This window comes from Wolbachia endosymbiont of Kerria lacca, from assembly GCF_051602725.1.
Classification (GTDB): Bacteria; Pseudomonadota; Alphaproteobacteria; order Rickettsiales; family Anaplasmataceae; genus Wolbachia.
The window spans coordinates 1,184,659-1,208,604 of the sequence record NZ_CP192272.1 but is presented as its reverse complement, the minus strand read 5'-3'; the positions used below and the strand labels follow the sequence as shown (position 1 = coordinate 1,208,604).

General features: G+C 33.8%; 18 protein-coding genes. 8 read left to right on the top strand and 10 right to left on the bottom strand.

The annotated features are described in order from the left end of the window. Positions 1 to 12 precede the first annotated feature (12 nt). The 4 genes from ACQ4M0_RS05625 to ACQ4M0_RS05610 are packed head-to-tail and all read right to left on the bottom strand — an operon-like array spanning position 13 to position 4,290. Complete coding sequence (locus ACQ4M0_RS05625; protein WP_052264702.1) at positions 13 to 1,479, bottom strand: alanine/glycine:cation symporter family protein; 1,467 nt, start codon at positions 1,477 to 1,479, stop codon at positions 13 to 15. 2 nt (positions 1,480 to 1,481) lie between these two features. Beyond that, on the bottom strand, positions 1,482 to 2,816 hold the full coding sequence (locus tag ACQ4M0_RS05620; protein WP_438456369.1) for an alanine/glycine:cation symporter family protein: 1,335 nt from the start codon (positions 2,814 to 2,816) through the stop codon (positions 1,482 to 1,484). 8 nt (positions 2,817 to 2,824) lie between these two features. Continuing rightward, a complete protein-coding gene (locus tag ACQ4M0_RS05615) occupies positions 2,825 to 3,610 on the bottom strand; it encodes a CDP-alcohol phosphatidyltransferase family protein (protein ID WP_254229922.1) in 786 nt (261 codons plus the stop codon). Next, on the bottom strand, positions 3,607 to 4,290 hold the full coding sequence (locus tag ACQ4M0_RS05610) for a phosphatidylserine decarboxylase (protein ID WP_438456368.1): 684 nt from the start codon (positions 4,288 to 4,290) through the stop codon (positions 3,607 to 3,609). The genes ACQ4M0_RS05615 and ACQ4M0_RS05610 overlap by 4 nt, the downstream gene beginning before the upstream one ends. Positions 4,291 to 4,522: 232 nt before the next feature. Between ACQ4M0_RS05610 and ACQ4M0_RS05605 the strand changes: the two genes are divergently transcribed. From ACQ4M0_RS05605 to ACQ4M0_RS05575, 7 genes are all read left to right on the top strand, one after another. Then, positions 4,523 to 5,389 (top strand): ankyrin repeat domain-containing protein, encoded by an 867-nt coding sequence (locus tag ACQ4M0_RS05605; protein WP_438456366.1) that lies wholly within the window; start codon positions 4,523 to 4,525, stop codon positions 5,387 to 5,389. Between the two features lie 70 nt (positions 5,390 to 5,459). Further along, positions 5,460 to 5,885, top strand: coding sequence for a hypothetical protein (locus ACQ4M0_RS05600; RefSeq protein WP_438456365.1), 426 nt, complete (start codon positions 5,460 to 5,462; stop codon positions 5,883 to 5,885). Between the two features lie 14 nt (positions 5,886 to 5,899). After that, positions 5,900 to 6,691: a hypothetical protein gene (locus ACQ4M0_RS05595; protein WP_438456364.1), complete on the top strand. Its 792-nt coding sequence runs from the start codon at positions 5,900 to 5,902 to the stop codon at positions 6,689 to 6,691. Positions 6,692 to 6,912: 221 nt separating this feature from the next. Then, a complete protein-coding gene (gene gyrB, locus ACQ4M0_RS05590; RefSeq protein ID WP_438456363.1) occupies positions 6,913 to 9,285 on the top strand; it encodes a DNA topoisomerase (ATP-hydrolyzing) subunit B in 2,373 nt (790 codons plus the stop codon). A 185-nt stretch (positions 9,286 to 9,470) separates the two neighbouring features. Next, complete coding sequence (gene gatA / locus ACQ4M0_RS05585) at positions 9,471 to 10,937, top strand: Asp-tRNA(Asn)/Glu-tRNA(Gln) amidotransferase subunit GatA (RefSeq protein WP_438456362.1); 1,467 nt, start codon at positions 9,471 to 9,473, stop codon at positions 10,935 to 10,937. 111 nt (positions 10,938 to 11,048) lie between these two features. Beyond that, a complete protein-coding gene (gene polA, locus ACQ4M0_RS05580; RefSeq protein WP_438456361.1) occupies positions 11,049 to 13,577 on the top strand; it encodes a DNA polymerase I in 2,529 nt (842 codons plus the stop codon). An 851-nt stretch (positions 13,578 to 14,428) separates the two neighbouring features. Continuing rightward, entirely contained in the window at positions 14,429 to 15,379 is a 951-nt protein-coding gene (locus ACQ4M0_RS05575; protein ID WP_007302496.1) for a hypothetical protein, read from the top strand. 37 nt (positions 15,380 to 15,416) lie between these two features. On the opposite strand, the gene ACQ4M0_RS05570 is transcribed toward ACQ4M0_RS05575, so the two are convergent. The 4 genes from ACQ4M0_RS05570 to ACQ4M0_RS05555 form a co-directional block, all read right to left on the bottom strand. Further along, positions 15,417 to 16,199 (bottom strand): exodeoxyribonuclease III, encoded by a 783-nt coding sequence (locus tag ACQ4M0_RS05570; RefSeq protein ID WP_438456360.1) that lies wholly within the window; start codon positions 16,197 to 16,199, stop codon positions 15,417 to 15,419. After that, positions 16,199 to 16,906 (bottom strand): uroporphyrinogen-III synthase, encoded by a 708-nt coding sequence (locus tag ACQ4M0_RS05565; protein ID WP_438456359.1) that lies wholly within the window; start codon positions 16,904 to 16,906, stop codon positions 16,199 to 16,201. The genes ACQ4M0_RS05570 and ACQ4M0_RS05565 overlap by 1 nt, the downstream gene beginning before the upstream one ends. 225 nt (positions 16,907 to 17,131) lie before the next feature. Beyond that, a complete protein-coding gene (locus tag ACQ4M0_RS05560) occupies positions 17,132 to 18,637 on the bottom strand; it encodes an actin-bundling T4SS effector WalE1 family protein (protein WP_438456358.1) in 1,506 nt (501 codons plus the stop codon). Between the two features lie 192 nt (positions 18,638 to 18,829). After that, positions 18,830 to 21,082: a hypothetical protein gene (locus ACQ4M0_RS05555; protein WP_438456357.1), complete on the bottom strand. Its 2,253-nt coding sequence runs from the start codon at positions 21,080 to 21,082 to the stop codon at positions 18,830 to 18,832. A 129-nt stretch (positions 21,083 to 21,211) separates the two neighbouring features. On the opposite strand from ACQ4M0_RS05555, the gene ACQ4M0_RS05550 reads away from it, so the two are divergent. After that, a complete protein-coding gene (locus tag ACQ4M0_RS05550) occupies positions 21,212 to 22,537 on the top strand; it encodes a phosphomannomutase/phosphoglucomutase (RefSeq protein WP_213863916.1) in 1,326 nt (441 codons plus the stop codon). 130 nt (positions 22,538 to 22,667) lie between these two features. Here the strand turns inward: ACQ4M0_RS05550 and ACQ4M0_RS05545 are convergent, their stop codons facing one another. Further along, a complete protein-coding gene (locus ACQ4M0_RS05545; RefSeq protein ID WP_007302502.1) occupies positions 22,668 to 23,255 on the bottom strand; it encodes a CvpA family protein in 588 nt (195 codons plus the stop codon). A gap of 57 nt (positions 23,256 to 23,312) precedes the next feature. Continuing rightward, positions 23,313 to 23,909, bottom strand: a complete 597-nt coding sequence (locus ACQ4M0_RS05540; protein ID WP_007302503.1) for a riboflavin synthase — start codon at positions 23,907 to 23,909, stop codon at positions 23,313 to 23,315. Between the last annotated feature and the right edge of the window lie 37 nt (positions 23,910 to 23,946).

Sequence of the window (23,946 nt, the reverse complement as noted above, 5' to 3'; positions counted from 1 at the left end):
TATACTAAAAATCTAGTTGATCTTGTTATTCCTCAGTCTTTTTAGATAGCATTGAACTTCATCATTAATCTGATTGCTAAACAGTATAAGTGCTGTCATATTGATGAGTGCTAAACAAGAGAATAAAGCACCACCAATATTAGCAATAGCCATTATATCTTTAGACAAACCTGACAAAAATGCAACTACCACCACCGCTATACGATATATTACTACACTTTTTACACCAAACAAATACAGCCATCCCATTTCACAACAATATACAAATGAAATTACTGAGGAAAACGCAAACAAAGGCGCAGCGATGGTTAAAAGTATAGGAAACCAAGAAGAAACTGTTTCAAATGCTTTTTGGGTGATCAATATTCCCTCGCCAATGCCAGTCTGGTATGCGCCTGTTATTACTATTGTTATTCCTGTCAAACAACAAATTAACATTGTATCGAAGCATGGTTCTATCATAGCAACTAGACCAGTCCTAACCGGCTCCTCATCTTTAGCTACAGCGTGAGTAATTGCAGCAGAACCAACACCTGCTTCACTGGCAAAAATTGCCCTTTGAATCCCAGCGACAAATGCTCCTACTACTCCACCACCAACAGCATTGAAGTCTATCATACTGGAAAACAATATTTTTAATGTATTGCTAAAATTGTGAATATTGAATGCAATAATCGTGAAACAACTCAAAATATATATGAGTGACATAATAGGCACTAGTGCAGAAGATACTCTAGCTATTCTCCTGATTCCACCGATAATCACTAGAGCAAGTAATGTAGAAATTATGAAGGAAAGAACCCAAGGATGACTATCTATCCAGCTTGAATAGCCAGATAATATTGAAACCATTTGATTAGTCTGAAATGCTACACTTCCACCAAGACCTGACAATACAAAAAACACTGCATATATTGCAGCTATCACAATACCAAGCTTCTTAAATCCAAATTCCTCTAGTCCATTTCTTATATATTGAAAGGGACCACTGAATAACTGCTCTTGACCTTCTGTTCTGTGCCTGAATGCTAAAGTCACTTCAGCGAATTTTGCAGACATACCAAAAAAGCCTGTGATCATCATCCAAGGTACCGCTCCTGGCCCTCCCATTGAAATTGCAATTGCAACACCAGCAACAGTTCCAAGACCTACTGTGCTTGATAGCGCGGTTACAAATGCCTGAAAATGCGTAATGTGACCATCATGATGATCTGTGTCATATTTTCCACATAAAATAGCGAACGCATGCTTAAACATCCTTATGTTGAGAAATCTAAAACGTAGTGTTAGAAATATATAACCAAAGGCCAATAAAAGAATTATAAATGGTACGTGAAAGATCTTGAAAAACAACACTTCATTCATGAAGTTGCTTACTCCATTTAATGCAGTGTCATAACTTTTATGAAAAACTGAAGCAGCGTATACATCGTTAAACGATAGGCAAAATAACATCATGCAAAGCAATCTATAAATCATGTTTAATACCTTTTGTAATAAGAATCTATTGTATTTAAGACTTCCCTTCTCAGTAGATATATTGCAACAGCATTTGGAATCATAAGGCACATAAACAGGCTATCGCCTAAATAAGATATAAATTCTATATTTTTTGACATACAACTGATATACACTGAACCCACTATAAGAATTTGGAACAATATCAGTACTTTTTTGTTACCAAATAAGTACAACAGGGCAACTTCACAGTAGTAATAGTAAGCTATTATTGTGGAAAATGCAAAGGAAAACATTATCAGCGGAAGAGCTAGCTTGCTCAATAAAGGCAAGGCTGTTGAAAATGCTGAGCTAACTAACGTAATATCACCTACGGTATTAGTGATATGCATATCGGTGATAATTATCACAATACCAGTCAAAAATGAGACTAATATTGTGTCTACAAATGGTGCAATCATTGCAACACTTCCAACTTTAACTGGGTCTTTCTCTTTTACAATCGAATGTGCTATAGCTGCTGTTCCAGTACCTGCTTCATTAGCAAACACTGACCTTCTTACCCCTGCTATTAATCCACTCAATACTCCACCTCCTATAGCTGATTTGTTAAAGATATCTTGAAATATTATAGATAGAGCATTCAGTAGATTATTTCCGTTTACACAGATTAAATATATACACATGCCTATATATAACATTATCATGATCGGCCCTAAACCTGTTGCAACTAAAGCAATTCGCTTTATTCCTCCCAGTATTACAATTAATACAAATAGCGAGATAATAACAGATGTGTTGTATTCAAATAAGTTACTTGACAACGCTGCAATTTGATTTGCCTGAAATGGTATGCCGCCTAGAATCATTGCAACAAGCAGCATAACTGCGTAGATAAATGCAAGGAATTTGCCAGTCTTCATAAATCCAATCTTTGCAAGTCCATGTTCCATATAATAAAAAGCCCCACCAGTTGTGTTTTCAGAGCGATGAGTAAATGCAAGCACTACTTCAGCAAATTTTATTGACATGCCAAGTACTCCGGTAATTATCATCCAAAAAACTGCACTTGGCCCCCCTATTGTAATAGCTATTGCAACTCCTGATATTGTTCCAAGACCAACTGTTCCTGAAATTACCGTTGCAAATGCCTGAATGTGGGTGATTATGCCGTTATTATTATGGCTCTCTAGGTTGAATAGTGTTTGTATTCCATATTTGAACAACCTAAAGTTAATGAATTTGAATCGAATCGTACAAAAAACCCCAGTTGCAATTACCCAAATAATTATAAATGGTATGTTGAATATCTTTATATATAAAAAAGAGTTTAATAGATCAGTTACTTTTATAATCATGCTGCTCACTATTTTTTATGTAGCTGACTAGTTTTATATGCGTAATGTATATAAAGTCCGATACTTATTGGAATAGTCAAGATATAAACTACACCTAAAATTGGTAGTGTTATCCAGGGCTTGCTTATAAACAGTATGATCAATATTCCAAAAAATGACACAAATATATAGGATAAACTTTTAGGGACATAAATGTATTTTGCAGAGAAAGTTGGAATATGACTTATCGAAAAAAATGAGATGGTCAAAAAGTAACAAGCTGTATTCTTTACGTTAAAAAATTGCTCTATAAGAAGTAGATATTCACTTTCATGAGATTGAAAGGTAATAATTATTGGAAACAGAACAAGTAAAGCGCATACAGGGGCTGGAACACCAGAAAAGAAAAATTTTTTCCAGTATAATTGCTCTAAATGTAGCGAAACATTGAATCTTGCAAGTCTTATTGATATGCAGATTACATATATCATTACTAAAATCCATCCTACAACTTTAATTTCATTTAACTTCCAAAAATATAAAAGAAAAGCAGGTGCTGAACCAAAATTTAGAAAATCTGCAAAAGAATCGAGTTGTGCTCCAAAATCGCTGGTTGATTTTAAAATTCTGGCTATTCTGCCATCCATTCCATCTATTATTGCTGCAATGATAATAAAAATTGCTGAAAATTCCCATTGTTCATTAAATGTGAATTTAAGTGAAGTAAGGCCAGCACATAAACCTAATAAAGTTATAAAGTTTGGGAATAACTTGGTAATAGGTAAAAATTTACTGTTACTTTCATCGTTATTCATATAACATCAAAAGTAAGCTTTTCTTGTTTATTAAAATCTGCTATAATTGTTTCACCGCCAATAACAGTTTGCCCTTCTGAAACTCTTACTCCTATGCCAATGGGAATATAAATATTTACTCTGCTACCAAATCTTATAATTCCAAATCGTTCACCTGCTTTTACACTCTGAGATGTCCTCAAATTACAAACAATACGGCGTGCAATAAATCCAGCTATTTGCTCTACAATGATTTCTTTTCCCTTCTCATATTCAATCGCAATAACCTGCTTTTCATTCTCATTACTAGACCTATTGCTTATTGCGGAAACAAACTTGCCTTTTTTATAACTCATTTCCTTTATTGTACCAGATATTGGTATACGATTAACGTGGACATTCAAAACACTTAGAAATATGCTAACAAGCGTAAACTTCTTTTCTTCTTCATTCTCTTCTGATAAAGAGTAACTAACTTCTTCTATCTTTGAAATTACACCATCAGCAGGACTTAATATAAAGTCCTTATTGTTTGGTACAGCTCTTGCTGGATCACGAAAAAAATAGGTACATAATAACGTTGGAAATAAGCAAGTAATTCCAGCTCCCCAAGATATAGAGAATGCTATACATGTTACGATAAAGGAAACAACTATAAATAAATAACCTTCTCTGTTTATGTTAGGTAAACCAAAGCACATAATTTATTCTCGATAATTCATTATTAACAATTTATCATTTATAATTTCTCATGAAAAGCTTTTTTTCACTTCTTCACTTTTGGAATGGTTATATAAACATTTGCTTATATAACCATTGATAGAGATTAATTTTTAATGAAAATTTAATTTCTTAGCTATTGTTAATATTATTTTAATAAAAACTTAATAATAATTCTTAATAATATATGAATTGTTGTGTTCTTAATTTCGTATGACAGGGGAAATAGAAAAAGATGAATCTCCTTCCTTATACTCTGCAATTCGGATGGGTGATATTGAAACTACAGAGCTGCTAATAAAGTTTGGTGCAAATGTCAATGATAATTATGAACGTAATCGTACACCACTACATATTGCTATCGGGTATAAGCAGTTTGAAATAGCGAAATTGCTGATAAATAACGGAGCAAACGTTAACGCAAAAACTGGAAATCATGGCAAAGATGACTTAACACCAATGCACCTTGCAATTTTTGCAAACACGCCAGAGTTTATAGAATTGCTAGCTAGCAATGGTGCGTCAATTGATGAAAGAGAAAGCACTGAAGGACATACACCTTTTCACCTTGCTACTTTATATGGAAATAAAAGTGTAATACAAGCCTTAGTTGACAAGGGACAGAATATTGAAGATATTGATAATAATGGGCGTACAGCTTTATTTTTAGCTATTAGGCAATGCACTGAAGCAAAGGATGATAGCAGAGTAGAAGTTATCGAGTATTTGATAAATAAACTCAAAGCAGACATAACGAAAAAAGATAATAATAACAACACAATACTTTTTCCTGCTGCTAATAATTGTCCTGGAAAAGTAGTGGAACTCATCATTAAACAATATATAGAAAGCTTTGGTAGAGATCGGTTGAAGAATTTTATCAATCACAAAAATAAAGCTGGAATGGATGCCTTGGATATTGCACTCAATAGTGGGAATGAAAAGGCCATTGAAGTACTTAGCTCATATGGAGCAGATATCGAGAATAAAGTAACTCCCAAGATTACTGTAGAAAAACCAAATAGTACCTTAGATGGAGCGGAAAGTATAGAAGTGGTATCCCCAATCAAACAAAAATAAAAGCAGCTCTAAATTCCTTGCTTTATTTACATTCTTTCTATAGTATGATATGTTAATGTTAGAATAGGGTATGTTTGCAGGTCAAAATAATAATCAACAGCAAAATAGAAATAGAGCACAGGCTTTAATAGAAAGAGTGCAAAATGCTTACAACAACACTAATAAAATTAAAAGATTCATTAATATAGTTTTATTAGTAAGTATGATTCCTTCATTTTTTCTTCTTGTACAGCTCTCTTTGTATTTATCATTAGTAAATTATTTTTTCAAACCAAGGGAAAATGAAAAAAGATTATCAGCGTGGCCAAAAAATGTTATTAGAATAACATTAAGCATTTTTTTAATTATACACATTATTAATTCCTGTGTGCTTTTGGTACTGCCTATATTGTGCTTATGTTTGCTAAACAAATCACTCATTGAAGAAATACAGCAGTTTAACGATTTAATACAACAAATTCAGAGGAAGAAAGGCCTATTTTCTTTCAAGATTTAGCAGCCATTCCTTTTATGGCACAAACTACTCATGACCCAAGTGCAGTTGCTAGTATAAACTTGAGTGTTGATAGACTCATAGAAAAGTATAAAGAGAATTTAAGCAAAGATGAATTCTATGTACAGCTAAATAGAGGCAACACAACCGACATTGAAGAGTACATCAAACAATCAAATGAATTTACAGAAGGCGATAAATCTCATGCACTTGAATGCTTAAGATTTATCAATAGAACAGGAGATAATTTTAAAGACAATCATAGTAAGTTAACATTAAAGCAAGCAGCTATTTTATGTTGGAAAGCCTGCAATGATAGAAATACAGGAACAGAGAATCAAAGAATTCCTTTGAGTGATGCAGGCATAAAAAATAGAAAGGATATGTTTGTAAAAGGTCTTGTAGACGCTGCAACAACTTATGGTAATCAAGGTCAAAGTTGTGCAGGTGGAACATACAATAAATTATTTGAGTCTTTATCTGGCTTACATCCATCAGTGGTTATTACACTCGATGGAGAAGAGGCTAGAGAAATGATAAAAGAAACGATCACACAAAAATTCCCTGAAATGGCCAGAGCCAATTTCACCAATTTCTCTGGAACAGAACAAGAAAGGATCCGTAGCGAGTTACCAGAGTTATCATCTGAAACAGTAAGGTATATTATGACTACGCATTCAGCTCTTGAGAGAAGGTGTCAAGAGTTCAGCAATAGATTAAACAATGATAAAAAGAATGAAATATTAGAAGAGTGTATGAGCAACTTATCCTGTGTTGAGCTAGAAAGTCCAATTGAAAGGAGAAGGTAAATTGTATTTGATTGTCGCCATTTATTTTAAAATATGAAGCAGAGTTTTGTATGATTATTTGAACTTAAGTTTATGTATTGAAATAACATGTAAAACCACTTCGTGTAGGTGATATGTTATGTTTTATCTACATGTCAAGGATCCTTCTCTCAACTTAAAGATGTTGCTAATCAGCACATACAAATGTAATATTAATTAATATTTATAAATAAAGCAATTCCATGGAAAGTAACTACAACGCCGACGCAATAAAAATCCTAAGAGGTCTTGATGCTGTAAGAAAGCGTCCAGGTATGTATATTGGTGACACTGATGATGGATCAGGCTTGCACCATATGGTGTATGAGGTTGTTGATAATGCGATAGATGAGTCTTTAGCTGGTTATTGTAGTAAGATTGAAGTTAGCATAAATGAAGATGGTTCAGTTTCTGTAACCGACAACGGTCGTGGCATTCCAACAGACATTCATCCAGAGGAAGGAATATCGGCAGCAGAAGTAATAATGACCCAATTGCATGCAGGAGGTAAATTTGACAGCAATACCTATAAGGTTTCCGGAGGATTACATGGTGTTGGAATTTCAGTTGTGAATGCATTATCAAGTTGGCTGGAATTAACCATCTGGCGCAATAAAAAAGAACATTTTATGCGCTTTGAAGATGGTGAGTCTATTGAATCTTTAAAGATAATTAATGAAAACACAAATAAAAGAGGAACTAGAGTAACGTTTATGCCATCAACGGGGACTTTTAGTAGTATTGATTTTAGTTACTCCACTCTTGAGAGTCGCATCAGAGAATTGGCATTTTTAAACTCAAATATTGAGATAATTTTGCGTGATCTCCGTAATAAACCACATGTAGAGTCTCATTTTAACGATAGTAAAGAGTCTGAAGATAATTTTGGTACAGCTAATTTTGTACGGTACTTAGACAAGAATAAGACACATGTTACTAAAATTGCCAGCATTAGAGATAATGTAAAAGATCTAGGTACCAGTGTAGAAATATCAATGGAGTGGAATGATTCCTACTATGAGAATATGCTATGCTTCACAAATAATATAAGACAACGGGATGGTGGTACGCATTTGGCAGGGTTTAGATCTGCACTAACCAGATGTATCAATAACTATGCAAACAATGAAGGTTTTTTGAAGAAGGCAAAAGTGAATTTGACTGGAGAAGATGTTAGAGAAGGCTTAACTTGTGTTTTATCTCTCAAGATGCCTGATCCTAAATTTTCTTCACAGACAAAAGATAAATTGGTCAGTTCTGAAGCGCGGGCAGTTGTAGAGAGCATAGTTTTTGACAAGTTGAGTACAATACTTGAAACTGACCCCAAGTTAGCAGCAAGTATAGTAGAAAGAGCGATTAGGTCAGCAAAAGGAAGAGAAGCCGCAAGAAAAGCACGAGAGTTAGTTAAAAATAAAAACAATATTAATATTGCAACTCTACCGGGAAAGCTTGCCGATTGTCAGGAAAAAGTTCCTGAGTTATCGGAATTGTTTATAGTAGAGGGTAATTCCGCAGGTGGTACTGCAAAGCAGGGACGTAATCGTAAAACACAGGCGGTACTTGCTTTAAGAGGGAAAATTCTAAACGTAGAACGTGCAGGGCTGGATCGTATTTTTTCATCTGCAGAAATTGGCTCTCTGATCACGGCAATTGGGGCTGGAATAGGGAGTGAGCACTTCGATATTGAAAAAACTAGGTATCATAAAATTATCATTATGACAGACGCAGACGTTGATGGCTCGCATATAAGAACTTTGATTCTAACTTTCTTTTTTAGACATATGCGTGAAGTAATTGAGAAAGGGTATTTATACATAGCGCAGCCACCGCTCTATAAAGTTACAAAAAATGCTAAAGATACTTATATCAAAGATGATGAAACTTTTGAAGAGTATATAGTAAATTCAGCGATTAAAAGATTAACATTAAATGGTGTAGGCAAAGATTTGCGTTTCGTTTTGAATAAGTGCCTCATTATTTCAAACATTAGCAAAAATTATGATAGGGAAATACCAAAAGATCTCTTAGAATCATTGCTAATTTTAAGCAAAAAGAATGCTCTATTGTCTGCTGATGAGATATTAAAATATTTAAAATTGATGTATAGTGAATATAATTGGGAAGTAGAAGTAAAAGATGAGGAAATTCACATTGCTAAATTGTTTCAAGGGTTAGCAGACAAATATGTATTCTCGCTTAGTATGCTTGAAAGTAAAGAAATACGGAATATATTGAGTTCTCTTGATAACATAATTGACTTATTTAATGGTGATTCATTTTTACAGTCGCAAGAAACTGAAATAAAAATAAAGTCTCCAAGTGCACTCGCAAAAATAGTGATGGATTATGGTAAAAAAGGTTTAACTCTGCAGAGATTTAAAGGCCTTGGTGAAATGAATGCTGATCAGCTTTGGGAAACTACACTCAATCCAGAAACTAGAACTCTGTTAAAAGTTGAAATAAAAGATTGTGAAGAAGCAGATAGTATATTTTCGGTGTTAATGGGTGATATAGTTGAACCACGTCGTGACTTTATAAATAACAATGCACTTAACGTGCATGATGTTGATATTTGATTTTAGAAACGCTAAACCCTTATGGCTTAGCATTGTGTGCCAAACCGGCTATTTAAAACGTACTACTAACCAATCCATTTCAGAAATCTGAATTGATCTCGGTTGTATTTCCGTTTTCGATCATAAATATATAGATTTTCTGCCCTATTGTTGTTATAATTAACACCTTGCTAAATTGAATATTAATGAATGAATTGAGAAGGCTCACTATTACAGAGATGCATGATGGACTAAGGCGGGGGGATTTTTCTGCTGTTGAGCTTGTAGAGACGCATGTTAATGCAGTTGAAAATGAGCAACTAAATGCATTTGTAACAAAAACCCCAGAAATCGCGATAAAAGCTGCTAAAATAGCAGATGAATACTTCTTGAAACAAAAAGATAATATTTCACCACTTATGGGCATACCAGTTGGTGTTAAAGATTTATTCTGTACAAAAGGAATAAAAACAACAGCATGCTCAAAAATGCTGGAAAATTTCATCCCTACTTATGAATCTACGGTATCTAACTTGCTTTTTAAAAATGGAGCAGCCATGCTTGGTAAACTTAACATGGATGAGTTTGCTATGGGTTCTGCGAACACAAACAGCTATTTTGGTCCTGTTAAAAATGTATGGATTAGAAAAAGTGACGGAGAAAAAGTTGTTCCTGGTGGATCATCTGGTGGATCTGCAGCATCAGTTGCTGGGTTTTTATGTGCTGGAGCACTAGGAAGTGATACTGGTGGTTCTGTACGCCAACCAGCAGCTTATTGTGGAGTTGTTGGAATAAAGCCAACTTATGGAAGGTGTTCGCGTTTTGGTATGATTGCGTTTGCAAGTTCTCTCGATCAAGCAGGAGTAATTACTCGTTCCGTTTCTGATTCAGCATTAATGCTTGAAATAATTTGTGGCTATGATGAAAAAGATTCAACATCGAGCAAAAGGACAGTGCCTAAATTTTCCAGTTTTATAAATGGTGATATTAAGGGTAAGCGCATTGGTATACCAAAAGAGTATAAGATGGATGGAATTTCAGAAGAAATCGTTCATCATTGGGAAAAAGTTTCTTCCAATTTAAAAGAAAATGGTGCTGAAGTTGTTGACATTACTCTGCCTCATACTAAATATGCGATACCGGTTTACTATCTAATTTGTTCTGCTGAAACTTCATCTAACCTTGCTCGCTATGATGGTGTACGTTACGGATTCAGGGTTGATGCTGATACCCTTGAAGAAATGTATTCGCTAACAAGAGCAGAAGGTTTTGGTAAAGAAGTGAAAAGGAGAATTTTAATTGGTTCTTATGCTCTTTCTTCAGGTCATTACAATGAGTATTATGAAAAAGCACAGTGCATTAGGGCATTAATCAGAAATGATTTTATAAAAGCGTTTGAAAAAATAGATTACATACTTGTGCCATCTGCTCCAACAGAGGCTTTTGGCTTAAATGAAAAGCCAGACCCGCTAATTATGTGCATCAATGATGTGTTTACCGTGCCGGCAAGCTTAGCAGGGTTACCTGCTATTTCTGTTCCTGTTGGACTTTCCAATGAAGGCTTACCACTTGCTTTACAAGTAATTGGAAATTATTACGATGAAGCTGGAATATTAAATATGGCAAGTGTGATAGAGCAAAATTGTGGCAGAATAGTTAATTCCCTTACGTAATATGTTTTCTTATAGTAACTATAGCATTATGATTATTTTGGCTATAGGAAACAAGAGCTTGATTTTTACAGCTAAATAACAGACCATCAAAAGCACACATAAATATCTACAATGCAAGAAAAAACTTTCACAATCATTGATGGTTATGGTTTTCTTTTCAGAGCTTATTACGTTTTGCATCATTTGACTACCACAGCTGGTATTCCAGTAGGTGCTGTGTACGGTTTTCTTAATATGGTTCTGAAGTATATTTCCCATTCGGACTACTTAACTATAGCACTTGATTCTGGCAAAAAAAATTTCAGGCACAGTTTATATTCTGAGTATAAAGCAAACAGAGTAACACCTCCTGAGGATCTAATTCCACAATTTACAATACTGAGAGAAGCGGTAGAAGCTTTTAACTTCAGCTATGAAGAGATTGAAGGCTATGAAGCAGATGACATAATTGCAACACTAGCTGCAAAATATGCCAACCACGAAGACTTTAAAGTAGTAGTAGTCTCATCAGATAAAGACTTATTTCAACTTTTGAATTACAACATTCTAATATTTGATCCTATCAAAAATATATACGTAGATGAAAAACAAGTGATAGAAAAATTTGGTGTAAATTCAAATAAGCTTCTTGATTTATTTTCTCTAACTGGAGATGCATCTGATAACATTCCAGGTGTTCCAGGAATAGGCCCAAAAACTGCAGCTAAATTGCTGGATAAATTTGATTCGTTGGATAACATTATAGAAAACATCAATAACATTGAGCAAACAAGAGTTCGTAATATTCTTACTGAGCATAAGGAAAAAGCACTAATTTCAAGAGAACTTTTGTCACTATGCAAAAAAGTAGATCTTCAACATGATATTGTAAAATATGAAGTTCATCCTCCAAATATGGAAAAATTGTTATCCTTTTTGAAGAAATATGAATTTAATTCATTGATAGGAAAAGTAGAAAAGCTCTTTTCTTATAGTGGATCTAGCACAAAAGAGAAAACAGAATATAGTAGTGAAGAATTAGAAAAATTTTTGGAGCATTGCAGATATGAAGGTAAAATTGCAATTCATTGCCACTTTGAAAACAATAGATTGAACAAAATCTCCTTATCTTGTAGTGAGGATAATATTTTCTACATAGATCAAAGCTGCCTACAAGATGCACTTACTATAATAAATTCAACTTTATTTTCAAATGGGGTGCTTAAAATAGTACATGATATTAGAAAGATCAGAGAAATATTTCCTACAATAGAGAGAGTGCTAGACTCAATTGATGACCTGATGATCATGTCATACAACCTTGACACAGGTAAGCATGATCACAGCATTCCAAACATAATTGCACACAATTTAAGTAAAAATGTAGAAACTTTCTCGGCAAAAATTTTAATAGCGATCCATGAGAAACTGACACAAAGATTATTTCAGGAAAAACTTTTTACGATTTACGAGCGCTTTGATAGACCTCTCATGAAAGTAATATTTGATATGGAGCAAAATGGAATACTGCTCAATATTCAAAAACTACAGGAATTGTCTGATAAGTTTGAGCAGCTAATTGCTGTACTTGAAAACGATATACATAATTTAGCAGGAGAAAAATTCAACATTGCATCGCCAAAACAATTAAGTGATGTTTTGTTTAATAAAATGGAGCTAAGTAAAAAGAAAAAGTCAAAATCTGGGTCGTATAGCACTAATTATGAAGTTCTAGAGGCTCTTGAAGAAGAAGGAGTAGAAATTGCAAGTAAAATTTTAAATTGGCGACATTTAAGTAAATTAAAGGGTACCTACACTGATGCGCTAATAAAGCAAGTTGATCCTATTGATGGTAGAATACACACAAGTTTCTCAACAACTGTGACTGCAACTGGAAGGCTGAGCTCGAGCAACCCTAACTTGCAGAATATTCCTATCAGGAGCGAAGAAGGAAATTTCATCAGACAAGCATTTATTGCACCAAAAGGTTGCAAGATAATTTCTGCCGACTATTCACAAATAGAATTAAAACTCCTGGCACACGTTGCAAATGTTACCGCATTTAAAGAAGCTTTTGCAAACAGGCAAGATATTCATGATATCACTGCAAGACAAGTTTTTGGAGTGCAAGAAATAGATGAGCAATTAAGACGCAAAGCAAAAACCATTAATTTTGGCATTATATATGGCATTAGTCCATTTGGCCTTGCAAAGCGACTTGGCATTACCTTTCAAGAGGCTGCTGAATACATTAATTACTATTTTTCTTGTTACCCAGAAATAAAGGTCTATATGGAAAAAGCAGTATCTATCGCGAGAAATCATGGTTATGTAGAGACTTTGTTTGGTAGAAGATGTTTTGTAAGAGACATCAACAATAAAATTCCTTATCTAAGACAATTTGCAGAAAGGGCAGCAATAAATGCACCACTGCAGGGAACTGCCGCTGATATAATAAAACGCGCGATGATTCGGCTTTTTGATCAGTTAAAGTCAGGTAAAATAATCCTCCAGGTTCATGATGAATTACTTGTAGAAGTGGAAGAGAGCAGAGTGCAAGAAACAGTAAAACTTATGAAAGATATAATGGAAAATGCAGTAGAAATTTCTATACCACTTGAAGTAGAAATAAAAATTAGCGACAACTGGGGCTTTTCTTAATTATACCGTAGACCCTAAGAACCTGTCTTGAAAGGACTTAAGTAGTATCTGTTCAGATGCATGGCTAATGTGTAAATATTGAAGCAAAAGTAATGTCATCCCAGTGCTTGACACTGGTGCTCACAAGCAACCTAATCATAGATATTAAAAGCAACGCTTTCAATGAGACTACAAAAGGCTGGATTCCAGTGTCTGGGCACTGCCTTATTGTTGTAAATTCACTTTTACCTTATTTTGCCACACCCCTGAACGGATGCCTTGAGTGGTTAATTTCGCAAGTATAATAGTAGTCATATTAAAGAGTTCTTGAAGTAAGGAGAGCACGTTAAGCAAACAACGTTTACCTAAAATTCTGTGACATTAGCAGCTTTCTTGCCCCGTTTTCAGTAAACAGTGATTTTTCTATATATTAGAAAAATTTTTATTTTAATTAGCGTTAAACAATAGGCGCCTATTGGTTTTTAGCTAAAGTAAGGGTCAAATATCTGGAATTCTGGACATAAAATCCCCCTGTGTAAAAAAAAGATTAGAAAAAAGTGCAGCGCACATACAACAGAGATTAAGCATATTTACATGCACTAAAGAAGATACGCTACGCTTTTTGATTAAAAATTTGACTGAAAAGTCTGCAGACAAAGATAGATTTTGAGCTCTTAAAATATCTCTAACTGTAATTATAATCAGATTTAAAATATATGGAAGCAATTTTTTACATTCCCTTATCATTTGTTACTTTTCTATTTCTTGCTTTATTCTTTTCTTTTTTCCCTTTCAAGACAGGTTCTAAGAAATTTGAATTAATGCGAAAAATATGCTATAATTATAGCATAGGTTAGTACAAATAGATCGTTATGACAGTTCCAAAAGCAAAAAATAAGCCTTTAGAGTCATCTACTCAGGTGACCGGGCAAAATGAGATGCTCTTCAAGAAGGAACATAAGGAAATTTACGATTACTTTGTAAAAGTATTAGAAGTTAAAGCCAAATTAAAGGAGAGCAAAGGAATAACTGATTATTTTATATTAGCTTATAAGAAGATACTACTAACTAATGTCAATCCGGAAAAAATAAGACCACTCAGTGAAGAGAATTTTTGTCAGTTTTTACTTTCTATATTTAAAGAAGTTAGAGAGAAAAAATTGGCTGGAGAGGAAGATAGTAAAGTAAAGCAAGTAGTAGAGGAATGCTTAGATGATGTACGTGGTACAGAAGCTAAAGATTTACTAATAAAACTTGTTGGGTTCCCATTGGGAATAAAAATAGACCCGAAAAATATTTCTGGCTCCTTTATGGATGGAGTGAAAGAAAAAATACCATTTTTAGGTGGAGATAAAAAAGAAGAGGATGAACCACTACTTAGTGATCAAGAGATGGTAACAAAGTGCTTACGTAAGGTTTTTCTTCCTATTCTTTTTTCCATTGCTTCAATATTAATTTTTGGTCCTACTACACTTGCGATAGTTGCTGCTGTTATTGGTACAATATTTGCTGTAAAGGGAGGAATTGAAGTTCTTTTTTCAAATAATAGGCCAGGTACTTTATATGACCCTAGCTCACCAGATAAAGATGATACAGAAAAGAGAGCAAAATTGAATGAAAAAATTCGCAAGGGTATTGATGATATTTTAAAAACCCCAATTGAAAGCTCTCTTGAAACAATTGCTGACGGGAGTAAAAAACAACCTACTCCGGAACAAGCTCCTCAGGTGGGAAATAAAGGGGGTGAGCAGCTTACTATGCTTGATGGAAAAATTACTATAGATCAGCCAGCCAAAAGCACAGAAAAGACAGCAGTCAAGTAAGACCTATTTGCCAAAGGTGAATTGTGTAATAGGTCTTTTATTGTTTTATAACACATACAACGGGAGTATGATCAGATGGGTTTTCTAGTTTACGCAACCTATCATCTATGTAACATATTTCCAATTTATCTGCAGCTTGTGGCGATAGCAGCATATGATCTATTCGCATTCCTTGATTGTTTCTGAGTGAATTGCCTTGATAATTCCACCAAGTGAATTGTTGCAAATTTGGGTGAGATATTCTAAACGCCTCTTTAAATCCAAGATTCAAGATTGCTCTTAACTTCTCACGCTCTTTTATATGAAAGCACACTTGGCCATTTAATAAATTTGAATCAAAAACATCAATTTCATCCAGTGCAACATTATAATCGCCAGCTATAATAGTTAACTCTTCATTTTTCAACAAAGTGCCCATCCTTTCATATAGGTTATCAAAAAACTTGAGTTTATACTCAAACGTATGAGAGTCTGGGCTTTGACCGTTTGGAACGTATACACTTCCTACCCTTACCTTATTATTGGTGTGTTTTATCACACACTCTATATAACGTGCTTCTTGATGACTTTCCACAATATCAATTTTTAATTTTTCCAGTATTGGATATTTAGATAAAACACAAACACCATTTCTTGCAACCTGTCCATAGACAGCATATTCATATCCTAACTTTTCTATCTCTGCATAAGGAAATTGCTCTTCTGTACATTTTATCTCTTGCAGCAAAACTATATCTATCTGACTATCAACTATAAAACTACAAAGTTGGTTAATTCTTTTACGTATGGAGTTTACATTCCAAGTTGCAATCTTTAGCATCAACAATCCTTATTAATTATATCAATTAAACTCTCCCCTGTGGGCAACCTCGATGTTATAATTTTTTTCCACTTGATTAACTTTAAACTATCAGCAATGTTTTTACTCATGGTATATGCAACTGTATTATTAATCACAGGAGATAGCCCACTTTTTAGAACTAATGAACAAAATACCCTTGCAGTTTGTGAGGAAAAAAAAGCAACGCTATCAATTTTACCGTCCAATAGTAAATTTTTACACCTATTAGTTAGACTCCTTTTAGTAATTGTTTTATAGAGTACAACTTCTCTTACGTTAAAACCTTCTTCAGATAATCTCTTTTTTAGGTCACATGATACTTCTTGTCCCCTTATATATAAGAACTTTATTGCATTTGAATAATGAGATTTTATGAATGATATCAGACCATCAACGTTGCTGTCTGCTGAGATTATATCGGAAAATCCCAAATTTTTTGCAGCCTGCATAGTTGAATTACCAACCGTAATAATTGGAAAGCCATCCTCTTTGCATATTTGACTGAAAGCCTTCACACTGTTTTTACTTGTAGATATCACAACGTCAAATTCATACGTAGATATATCAGGATTTAAGTACTTTATTGTGAATACTGGTTCTATAAAAACTTTGTATCCATATTTTTTTAGCGTGCTTCTTGTGCTCAACGAATCTAATAAAGGCCTTGTCAATAAAATAGACTTCATTCTGGTTTATTTCACTAGCAGTAAAATAATATCCCTTATACACAAATTATTGAATAAAAACTTTTATTTTTTAAGTTTCTTGCGTAACCTATGAAAAAGGCAAGAGAAACTCAACAATTGGCCCAGTGCTAGAAAACTGATCTTAAATAAGCGAACATTTTGATCAAATGGAAAAAGGATGTTACTCATTGAGTAACATCCTTTTAGAATGATAAGCGGTTTTGTTTATCCTTTACTAGGCTCAGCTTTTTGTTGAACAGATTCTACGTTTGGTTGATCTACAATCGCACGTCGTTTTTCCAACTTCTCAGTGAGCTCTTCCGTAACTCCTAGACCAAATCTTGTTTCTTGAGAAGGACTTTGTCTTTGTGGAGTAGAAGAACTTGGTGAATTGAACCCACTATCAGAATTATGACGGTAACTGGCAAAGCTAGAAGTTGTAGCAGTACTGTCAGTGCTTAAAGAACCCATTGAATTGCTTCTTGGCGGTTTCTCCGGAGCAACATAAAAACGGCTATTTCCTATCTCTGCGAATGTCACCTCATCCTCAGAAATCTTTTTATATCCTGTGCAAGTAACTTCTTCTGGCTTTTTGCTACCTTTTGACGAGAACATCCTACCAAAGAATGAAGTAGGTGCTTTTACTTCCTTGTGCTCACTAGGGTTTAACAACTCCGCTTCGCTGCTAGTAGTGCTTAAAGAATTCATTGAACTGCTTCCTGATAAGTTGTGAGATTGCTCAGAGTTGCTTCTCCTTAGTGAAAGAGGTAAGGGTGATGATGTAGACCTAATCAAACCTTTGACAGAGGGCTTGTTAGCTTTTTTTTCGGCTTTATCAAACATGTTGCTTACGCTTGAGTACAAATGATTTTCTTTGCATTCCTTAATAACTTCCTTAATCTCATCATGATGTTCAGAGAAAATACTATCGATGAGATAAGTATCTTTAGGTAATGACCTTTGTGTCAATAAGTTATGCAAACTTTCTTTACTTAAACCACTAATGAATTTTTCTTGCTCTAGCAGCCTTTCAAAAGTCTGATCAATCTGCCCTGATTCTGCTTTTTCTTTTATTTTTGAATCGATCCTTGATGATATTCCAGAAAGTATATCTTTTATTAACCCAGAATTATTCCCTTTATCAGCAAAAATTTCTTTCAAATCCTTTCTTATTTCGTCAGATTTTCCAATCTGTTTTGGAGTAAACCTTTTCAGTTTATCTGAATAGTCTTCCTTACCAGCTGCCTTATATAATTTGTTTGCTGCTCCCTCGCTTACAAAACTAGCACCTCTCTTCAGCGAATCTGCTGAATACTCATAGCCATCCTTAATTTTTCCGCCAATATGCTTCGCCCCTTCAACTGTTTTTTCTGCTGACCATTTGAGTCCTTTATATCCAGATAGAACTGCTTTTACAGCAACTTTCGCAGCGAAAAATAAAGTAAGACCAACTATAGCACCTGGTATAGCAAGCGTTGCACCAACTGCCAAAAGTGGTAGCACTGCTGCAAATAATCCACTTGCTGTACCTACTACAAGAGCCTGATCTCCTTTTTTCATCTTGGAGAATTCTGTATCTCCTTTTAACAAGTCAGTAATTCTTTCCTTTAGTTTTTTAGAATCATGAACAATATCTGCACTTAATGAATCTTGCATAATTGTACTAACACCAAAATTATCTTGTTGAGCTTCAACAGGACGTGAGTTAGATTTTATTTCACTAGGTGACATTTTTAACCTCACTATTAATTAAACATACTAATATTGTATATACATGATTCTTAAGTTAGGGTTAATTAACCTAACAATGTCCACTTGCTTTCAAATGATTTTGCTTGATGTGTTTTTTTGAAAGCACAGAAAATTAGTGATTGTTGCAATATAATATCTCGTTTGGACTGGCTATAGTTGAAGCAAAACTTATCATTTTGAAGGGGTGGATTTTTCAGGAATCTCAGCAGGGGTGGATTTTGGATCTGATAATTCTGTATTTACCTTAGTCGGCTTTATTGGATCTTTTCCCAGTCCATCGTATGGCATTGGAACAGGCCAATCCATAATGTTTTGCGGTATAACTTCTTGTTTTAGTTGTTTATTTTCTTCTTGTAATTGCTTTGAATTTTTCTTTAACTCACCAATCTCTTTTATTTTTTGTTTTAGTTGCTCAGATATAGTTAGTTTGTCCCTAGCCAAATTTTTATTTTCCTTTTCTAATTTACTAATTCTTTTGCTTGAAGATTTATCCGCAGCTTGTGTACCTTGGTCTTGTGTTTTAGGAACTGTAGTTTCGTGATTACTTGCCTGGATTCCTCTACTTTCATATTCAACTTCAGTTTGAGTTGAGATAGCTGCCAGATCTTTTTCCTGCTGTAATATGTCCTGCAATTTCTCTAGAGCTTCTTTAACAGACTTTAGCTCTTCTTGTAACATACCCTCCTTTGCCTTAAACTGTTGTTTAAGCTTATCTATTTCTTCATTCCTATTTATCTCACTCATCTCATCTGCAAGTGATCTTCCAGATTCAAGTTGCCAAATTTTCCTTTCTAAATTCCCCTTTTCTTTTTGCAGTTGATTTAATTCTCTAGCTAATTGATTTACTGTATCAGTCAATTCTTCGTTTTCATTTTTTGCTTCCATCCATTGTTCTACCAACTGCTTTTCATGATTATCTTGTGAACCTTCTACCAATATTTTCTTTAGATTATTTTCCAAATTTGCATTCTTTTTTTCTAGTGCACTTAACTTAGCTTCACTTTGCTTAAATTTTTCCTGTAGTTCCTCATTTATTCTATTTGTTGACTGAATCTCGCTTTCTTTATCTTTCAATTGATTAATTAAATCTGTTATTCTAGCATTTTTATCTTTTTGACTTTGTTCTAGTGTGCTTACCTTTCGTTCTAATTGCTTAATGTCTTGATCTTTTTTAGCTAACTCTTTTTCCTTTCTTTTCAATTCATCTTTAAGTCTTGTGACTTCTTTTCCCAAATCTTGCTTTTCTTCACTTAGTGTTCTTATTTCTGTATTACCTTCCTTTTGTATCTTTTGATTAAGTTCTTCTGATTTTTTGAGTTTCTCTGTAAGTGACTTAATATAAGCATCTTGTTCCTTGATTTTTTGATCTCTTTCAAATATTGCTTGCTGTTGTTCGTTAATTGCATTTCTCAGGTAATCACGTTCCGAGATTAGATCATAATTCTGCTTTACAAGTTTGTTAATTTCATTTATAGTCTCATCTACACCTTTTAATCCCTCTGGCTCATACTTTCTGTAATAATCTTTGTACATTTTTTGTTGATCGTAACCGTCGTCAATGTATTCATCAGTGATTTCAGACTCTTCATCACCAAATTCCCTCTCAGCGGAAAAAGAACTTCTACGCGAATCAGGAGAGGAATATCCACTGCTACTTGGTATAGGTGACTGTGGTGAATTTTTTGTAAATGTTTCCTCTGCTGGTGTTTGCTGATTGTTCACACTTTTGACCATGTCAGTGAAAGTTTGATATAGAGTTTTGCCATTGATAAAAACTTCTTTATTCTGCTCAACTAATTTTAATACCTCTTCTGGGTCGGTTATTTCTCCAAATTTTGATTTATCAATCACTCTTTTTATGCCCTTAGAATTTACTTCTACAGTCATGCTACAATCTACGCTATTGCCTTTAGAATCCTTAGCTTGCCAGTTAATGGTCATCTCACATGAGCTTGAACCAGTAAAATCATAGTGCCTTTCGCTGCCTTTTTTGGTTGCAGTTATTTGACTATCTTTCCCTAAAGATAGGTTATAAACCTTGCCTTCGTCACTGGCTCTTAAAAGGGTGCTAATCTCTATTGGTTTTTCTTTATTTTCAAATCTAATTTTAAATTCATTATCTTGTGTTGTATATACTAAGAAATTTTCACTTGGTAGAGATTCTGCGAATTTTTTATGTGTTGCATTTATTGATTGCTCAAACTTTTGAAACTCATTTTCCCACTTTAAATTTATCTGTTCTTTAATGTCCTTATCTTTGCGTAAAGGGCCAATAAAATACCAAATTAAGTTTTCTTCCTCTAATTTTTTTATAAAATCCTGAAAATTGTTGCAAAGTTCAATGAAACTTAAAATATCATTTTTCTTTTGCTCATCTACATCTAAACCTTGATTTTCAGTTACAAGTAAATTTTCTTTTGGCATAATTTTTATTTTTAGAGAGCTATGTTATAATATTAACATATTTTTTTAAAAAATCAACTAATTTTATAGTTAAATAAACTTGAGTATTTGACGGGAATGTTATATATTAACCACTCCAAGAAGTGCAGTATGGACAATAATATTATAAGAAAATACGATATTAGAGGTGTGGTAGGCAGAGACCTGCAAATCAGTGATGGGTATGAAATAGGTAGAAAATTCGGTCAAACTGCAGCTAACGTTTGTGTAGGCTATGACAGCAGGATAGATTCACCAAGTATAGAAAAAGAATTAATCAGAGGCTTGATTTTATCCGGTGCGAATGTTATACGCGTTGGGCTCTGTTCTTCACCTATGCTCTACGCTGCAACAATGCAGGCAGATCTTGGGATTATGATCACTGCTTCTCATAACCCCAGAGAATATAACGGCTTTAAATTTTTCAGTAGTAAAAAAGTTTACTCAGATCAAGAAATGAAGGAAATTATAGGCAATACAATTAAAAACAGCACGAAAATTGGAAGCTTAATTAACACGAATATATATAGTGAGTACGTTAACATATTAAAAAATGCGCTCAAGAATAACGCTACACAAAAACTAAAAATAGCTTGGGATTTTGGCAATAGTCCAACAATTGTAAGGTATATTGAAAAAGTTTTACCAAGTCATATACACATCATAACCAATAACTCTATAGATGGGACGTTTCCACTGCATGACCCAGATCCCATAGAAGAAAAAAATCTTGCTCAGTTAATCAGTATTGTCAAGAAAGATAAATGTGATCTTGGTATTGCACTTGATGGTGATGGTGATAGGGTACGCTTGATTGATAATAAAGGTAATGTTGTTTCCAATGATCACTTGTTTATGATTTTTTCACGTGAAGTATTGGCGGAATACCCAAAAAGCAAAGTTATTGCCAACGTAAAAATGAGTATGAAAGTGCATGATTTCGTTAGCAAATTAGGAGGACAAATAATTACCTGTGCCACTGGACACTCACTAGTTAAGAAAAAGATGGTAGAAGAAGGGGCCAAGTTTGCCGGTGAACTGAGTGGGCATTTTTTCTTTTCTGAGCTGGGTTTTGATGATGGACTATATTCTGCTATTAAAGCCATTGACATTTTACTTAAGAAAAACCAAAGCCTATCTGAGGCGATTGAAGATTTACCAAAGTTATATATCACTCATGAAGTGAAAATTGTGGTGAAGGATGAGAAAAAATTTCAAATAATTGAATCAATCAAGGAGACACTAAAGCAGCAAAACATTGTATTTTCAGAGCTTGATGGAATTAAGGTAACTGATGATAAAGGTTGGTGGCTTCTTAGAGTATCAAATACGCAAAACTGCATAACAGCAAGATGTGAAGGAAATACCTTAGAAGATTTTGAACTCACTAAAAAAGTTTTGTTTTATTACATTGATGAACTAAAATTATACATTTAAATTTTTTTGATGATTTACTTCTTCGTCAATGTTTGCAGTTTTGTTTGATTAGTAATAGGAATTGGTAACCTATGGCGCACTGCTGTGGATAATAGCTGTCTAGGCTAGTTTAGCTATAGAAAATCAACACTCACTTTTCTTTATTGTTTTGAGGTTTTTCTTGATCAACCATTTCCTCACCAATCTCTTTTATTTTTAGTATCAATGACTCTGGTACATACATGTTAATTACTTCTTCTGTTGTCACAAATAAAGCCTGATAAGAGTGTGAATTTATTATCCAATTGGGCAATATGTCTTCTGCGTCTATTTTAGACTCTCCCTCTTTTTTATCATATACTGTGTGGCAATATAAGTGCACAGCAAAAAATAGTACATAAGAAAGCAATATTCCTCTGAGTGCTCCGACAAAGATTCCAGTAACTCTATCCATTAATCCCAACCTTATAGGTGATAATATGTACATTAGCCAGTTATTCATTGTCATGAATGTAAGATTAAGTATAATAAATACAGAGATTGTAGAAAGTATGTTTTGTGTAACTTTAGAGTTAAAATACTTACTATAATTTATAATAAAAAAATCATAGTAACTAGCTGTCAAAAAGACTGATAAGAGCAAGAACATTAATGCACATAGCTCTTTTATAAAACCTCTAGTTATCGATATTATTACACACAAGACAATAATAAAGATAATTAGGCTATCGAAAAACATATTTTGTATCTATATGATTTTCAAGATATAATAGTTGTAAATAACAAAGTTGTAAAATTAATTGTATTGATATTTTATCAGCTGGTCTAAGTACCGGGCAATCATATCAACTTCTAAATTTAGGTAATTACCTGTTTTATTATGCTGAAAAGTTGTGTTTTTCCATGTATAGGGAATTATATTCACAGTGAATTCTTGATCGACAACTGAATTTACTGTAAGGGAAACTCCATCTAGCGTTACAGAGCCTTTTTTTGTAATAAATTTAATTAATTCTTGTGGGCATGATAGTCTGATTTCATGAGATTCTAAATTTTGATTGATTGTTAAAATTTCTGTTGTGTCATCCACATGACCCTGAACCAAGTGGCCGTCAATTCTGTCACTCAGTTTCATTGCTTGTTCTAGGTTTATTTTTTTTCCTATTTTCCACATATTTAAGTTAGAAACCTTCATAGTTTCTTGAGATACTTGAACTGTGAATACATTGCTCATTATGTCGACAACAGTTAAACACACTCCGGAGCAGGATATTGAATCTCCTTTGTTTATAGAGGATAAATTTTGTGTCTCAATATGGAAGATTTGATCAGAGTTAGGGTGGATAGTGATATCAGTTATAGTGCCAATATCTTGGATAATTCCTTTAAACATGCAATAAAATAAATAATTATATCACAAAAGATCTTAT

Excerpts from the sequence above, each read along its gene's own strand:
- ACQ4M0_RS05615 (WP_254229922.1), bottom strand. The coding sequence starts at position 3,610 with ATGAATAACGATGAAAGTAACAGTAAATTTTTACCTATTACCAAGTTA.
- ACQ4M0_RS05570 (WP_438456360.1), bottom strand. The coding sequence starts at position 16,199 with ATGCTAAAGATTGCAACTTGGAATGTAAACTCCATACGTAAAAGAATT.
- ACQ4M0_RS05540 (WP_007302503.1), bottom strand. The coding sequence starts at position 23,909 with ATGTTTAAAGGAATTATCCAAGATATTGGCACTATAACTGATATCACT.
- ACQ4M0_RS05625 (WP_052264702.1), bottom strand. The coding sequence starts at position 1,479 with ATGATTTATAGATTGCTTTGCATGATGTTATTTTGCCTATCGTTTAAC.
- ACQ4M0_RS05605 (WP_438456366.1), top strand. The coding sequence starts at position 4,523 with ATGACAGGGGAAATAGAAAAAGATGAATCTCCTTCCTTATACTCTGCA.
- ACQ4M0_RS05555 (WP_438456357.1), bottom strand. The coding sequence starts at position 21,082 with ATGCCAAAAGAAAATTTACTTGTAACTGAAAATCAAGGTTTAGATGTA.
- ACQ4M0_RS05550 (WP_213863916.1), top strand. The coding sequence starts at position 21,212 with ATGGACAATAATATTATAAGAAAATACGATATTAGAGGTGTGGTAGGC.
- gatA (WP_438456362.1), top strand. The coding sequence starts at position 9,471 with ATGAATGAATTGAGAAGGCTCACTATTACAGAGATGCATGATGGACTA.
- ACQ4M0_RS05600 (WP_438456365.1), top strand. The coding sequence starts at position 5,460 with ATGTTTGCAGGTCAAAATAATAATCAACAGCAAAATAGAAATAGAGCA.
- ACQ4M0_RS05565 (WP_438456359.1), bottom strand. The coding sequence starts at position 16,906 with ATGAAGTCTATTTTATTGACAAGGCCTTTATTAGATTCGTTGAGCACA.
- ACQ4M0_RS05610 (WP_438456368.1), bottom strand. The coding sequence starts at position 4,290 with ATGTGCTTTGGTTTACCTAACATAAACAGAGAAGGTTATTTATTTATA.
- gyrB (WP_438456363.1), top strand. The coding sequence starts at position 6,913 with ATGGAAAGTAACTACAACGCCGACGCAATAAAAATCCTAAGAGGTCTT.
- ACQ4M0_RS05595 (WP_438456364.1), top strand. The coding sequence starts at position 5,900 with ATGGCACAAACTACTCATGACCCAAGTGCAGTTGCTAGTATAAACTTG.
- ACQ4M0_RS05560 (WP_438456358.1), bottom strand. The coding sequence starts at position 18,637 with ATGTCACCTAGTGAAATAAAATCTAACTCACGTCCTGTTGAAGCTCAA.
- polA (WP_438456361.1), top strand. The coding sequence starts at position 11,049 with ATGCAAGAAAAAACTTTCACAATCATTGATGGTTATGGTTTTCTTTTC.
- ACQ4M0_RS05575 (WP_007302496.1), top strand. The coding sequence starts at position 14,429 with ATGACAGTTCCAAAAGCAAAAAATAAGCCTTTAGAGTCATCTACTCAG.
- ACQ4M0_RS05620 (WP_438456369.1), bottom strand. The coding sequence starts at position 2,816 with ATGATTATAAAAGTAACTGATCTATTAAACTCTTTTTTATATATAAAG.
- ACQ4M0_RS05545 (WP_007302502.1), bottom strand. The coding sequence starts at position 23,255 with ATGTTTTTCGATAGCCTAATTATCTTTATTATTGTCTTGTGTGTAATA.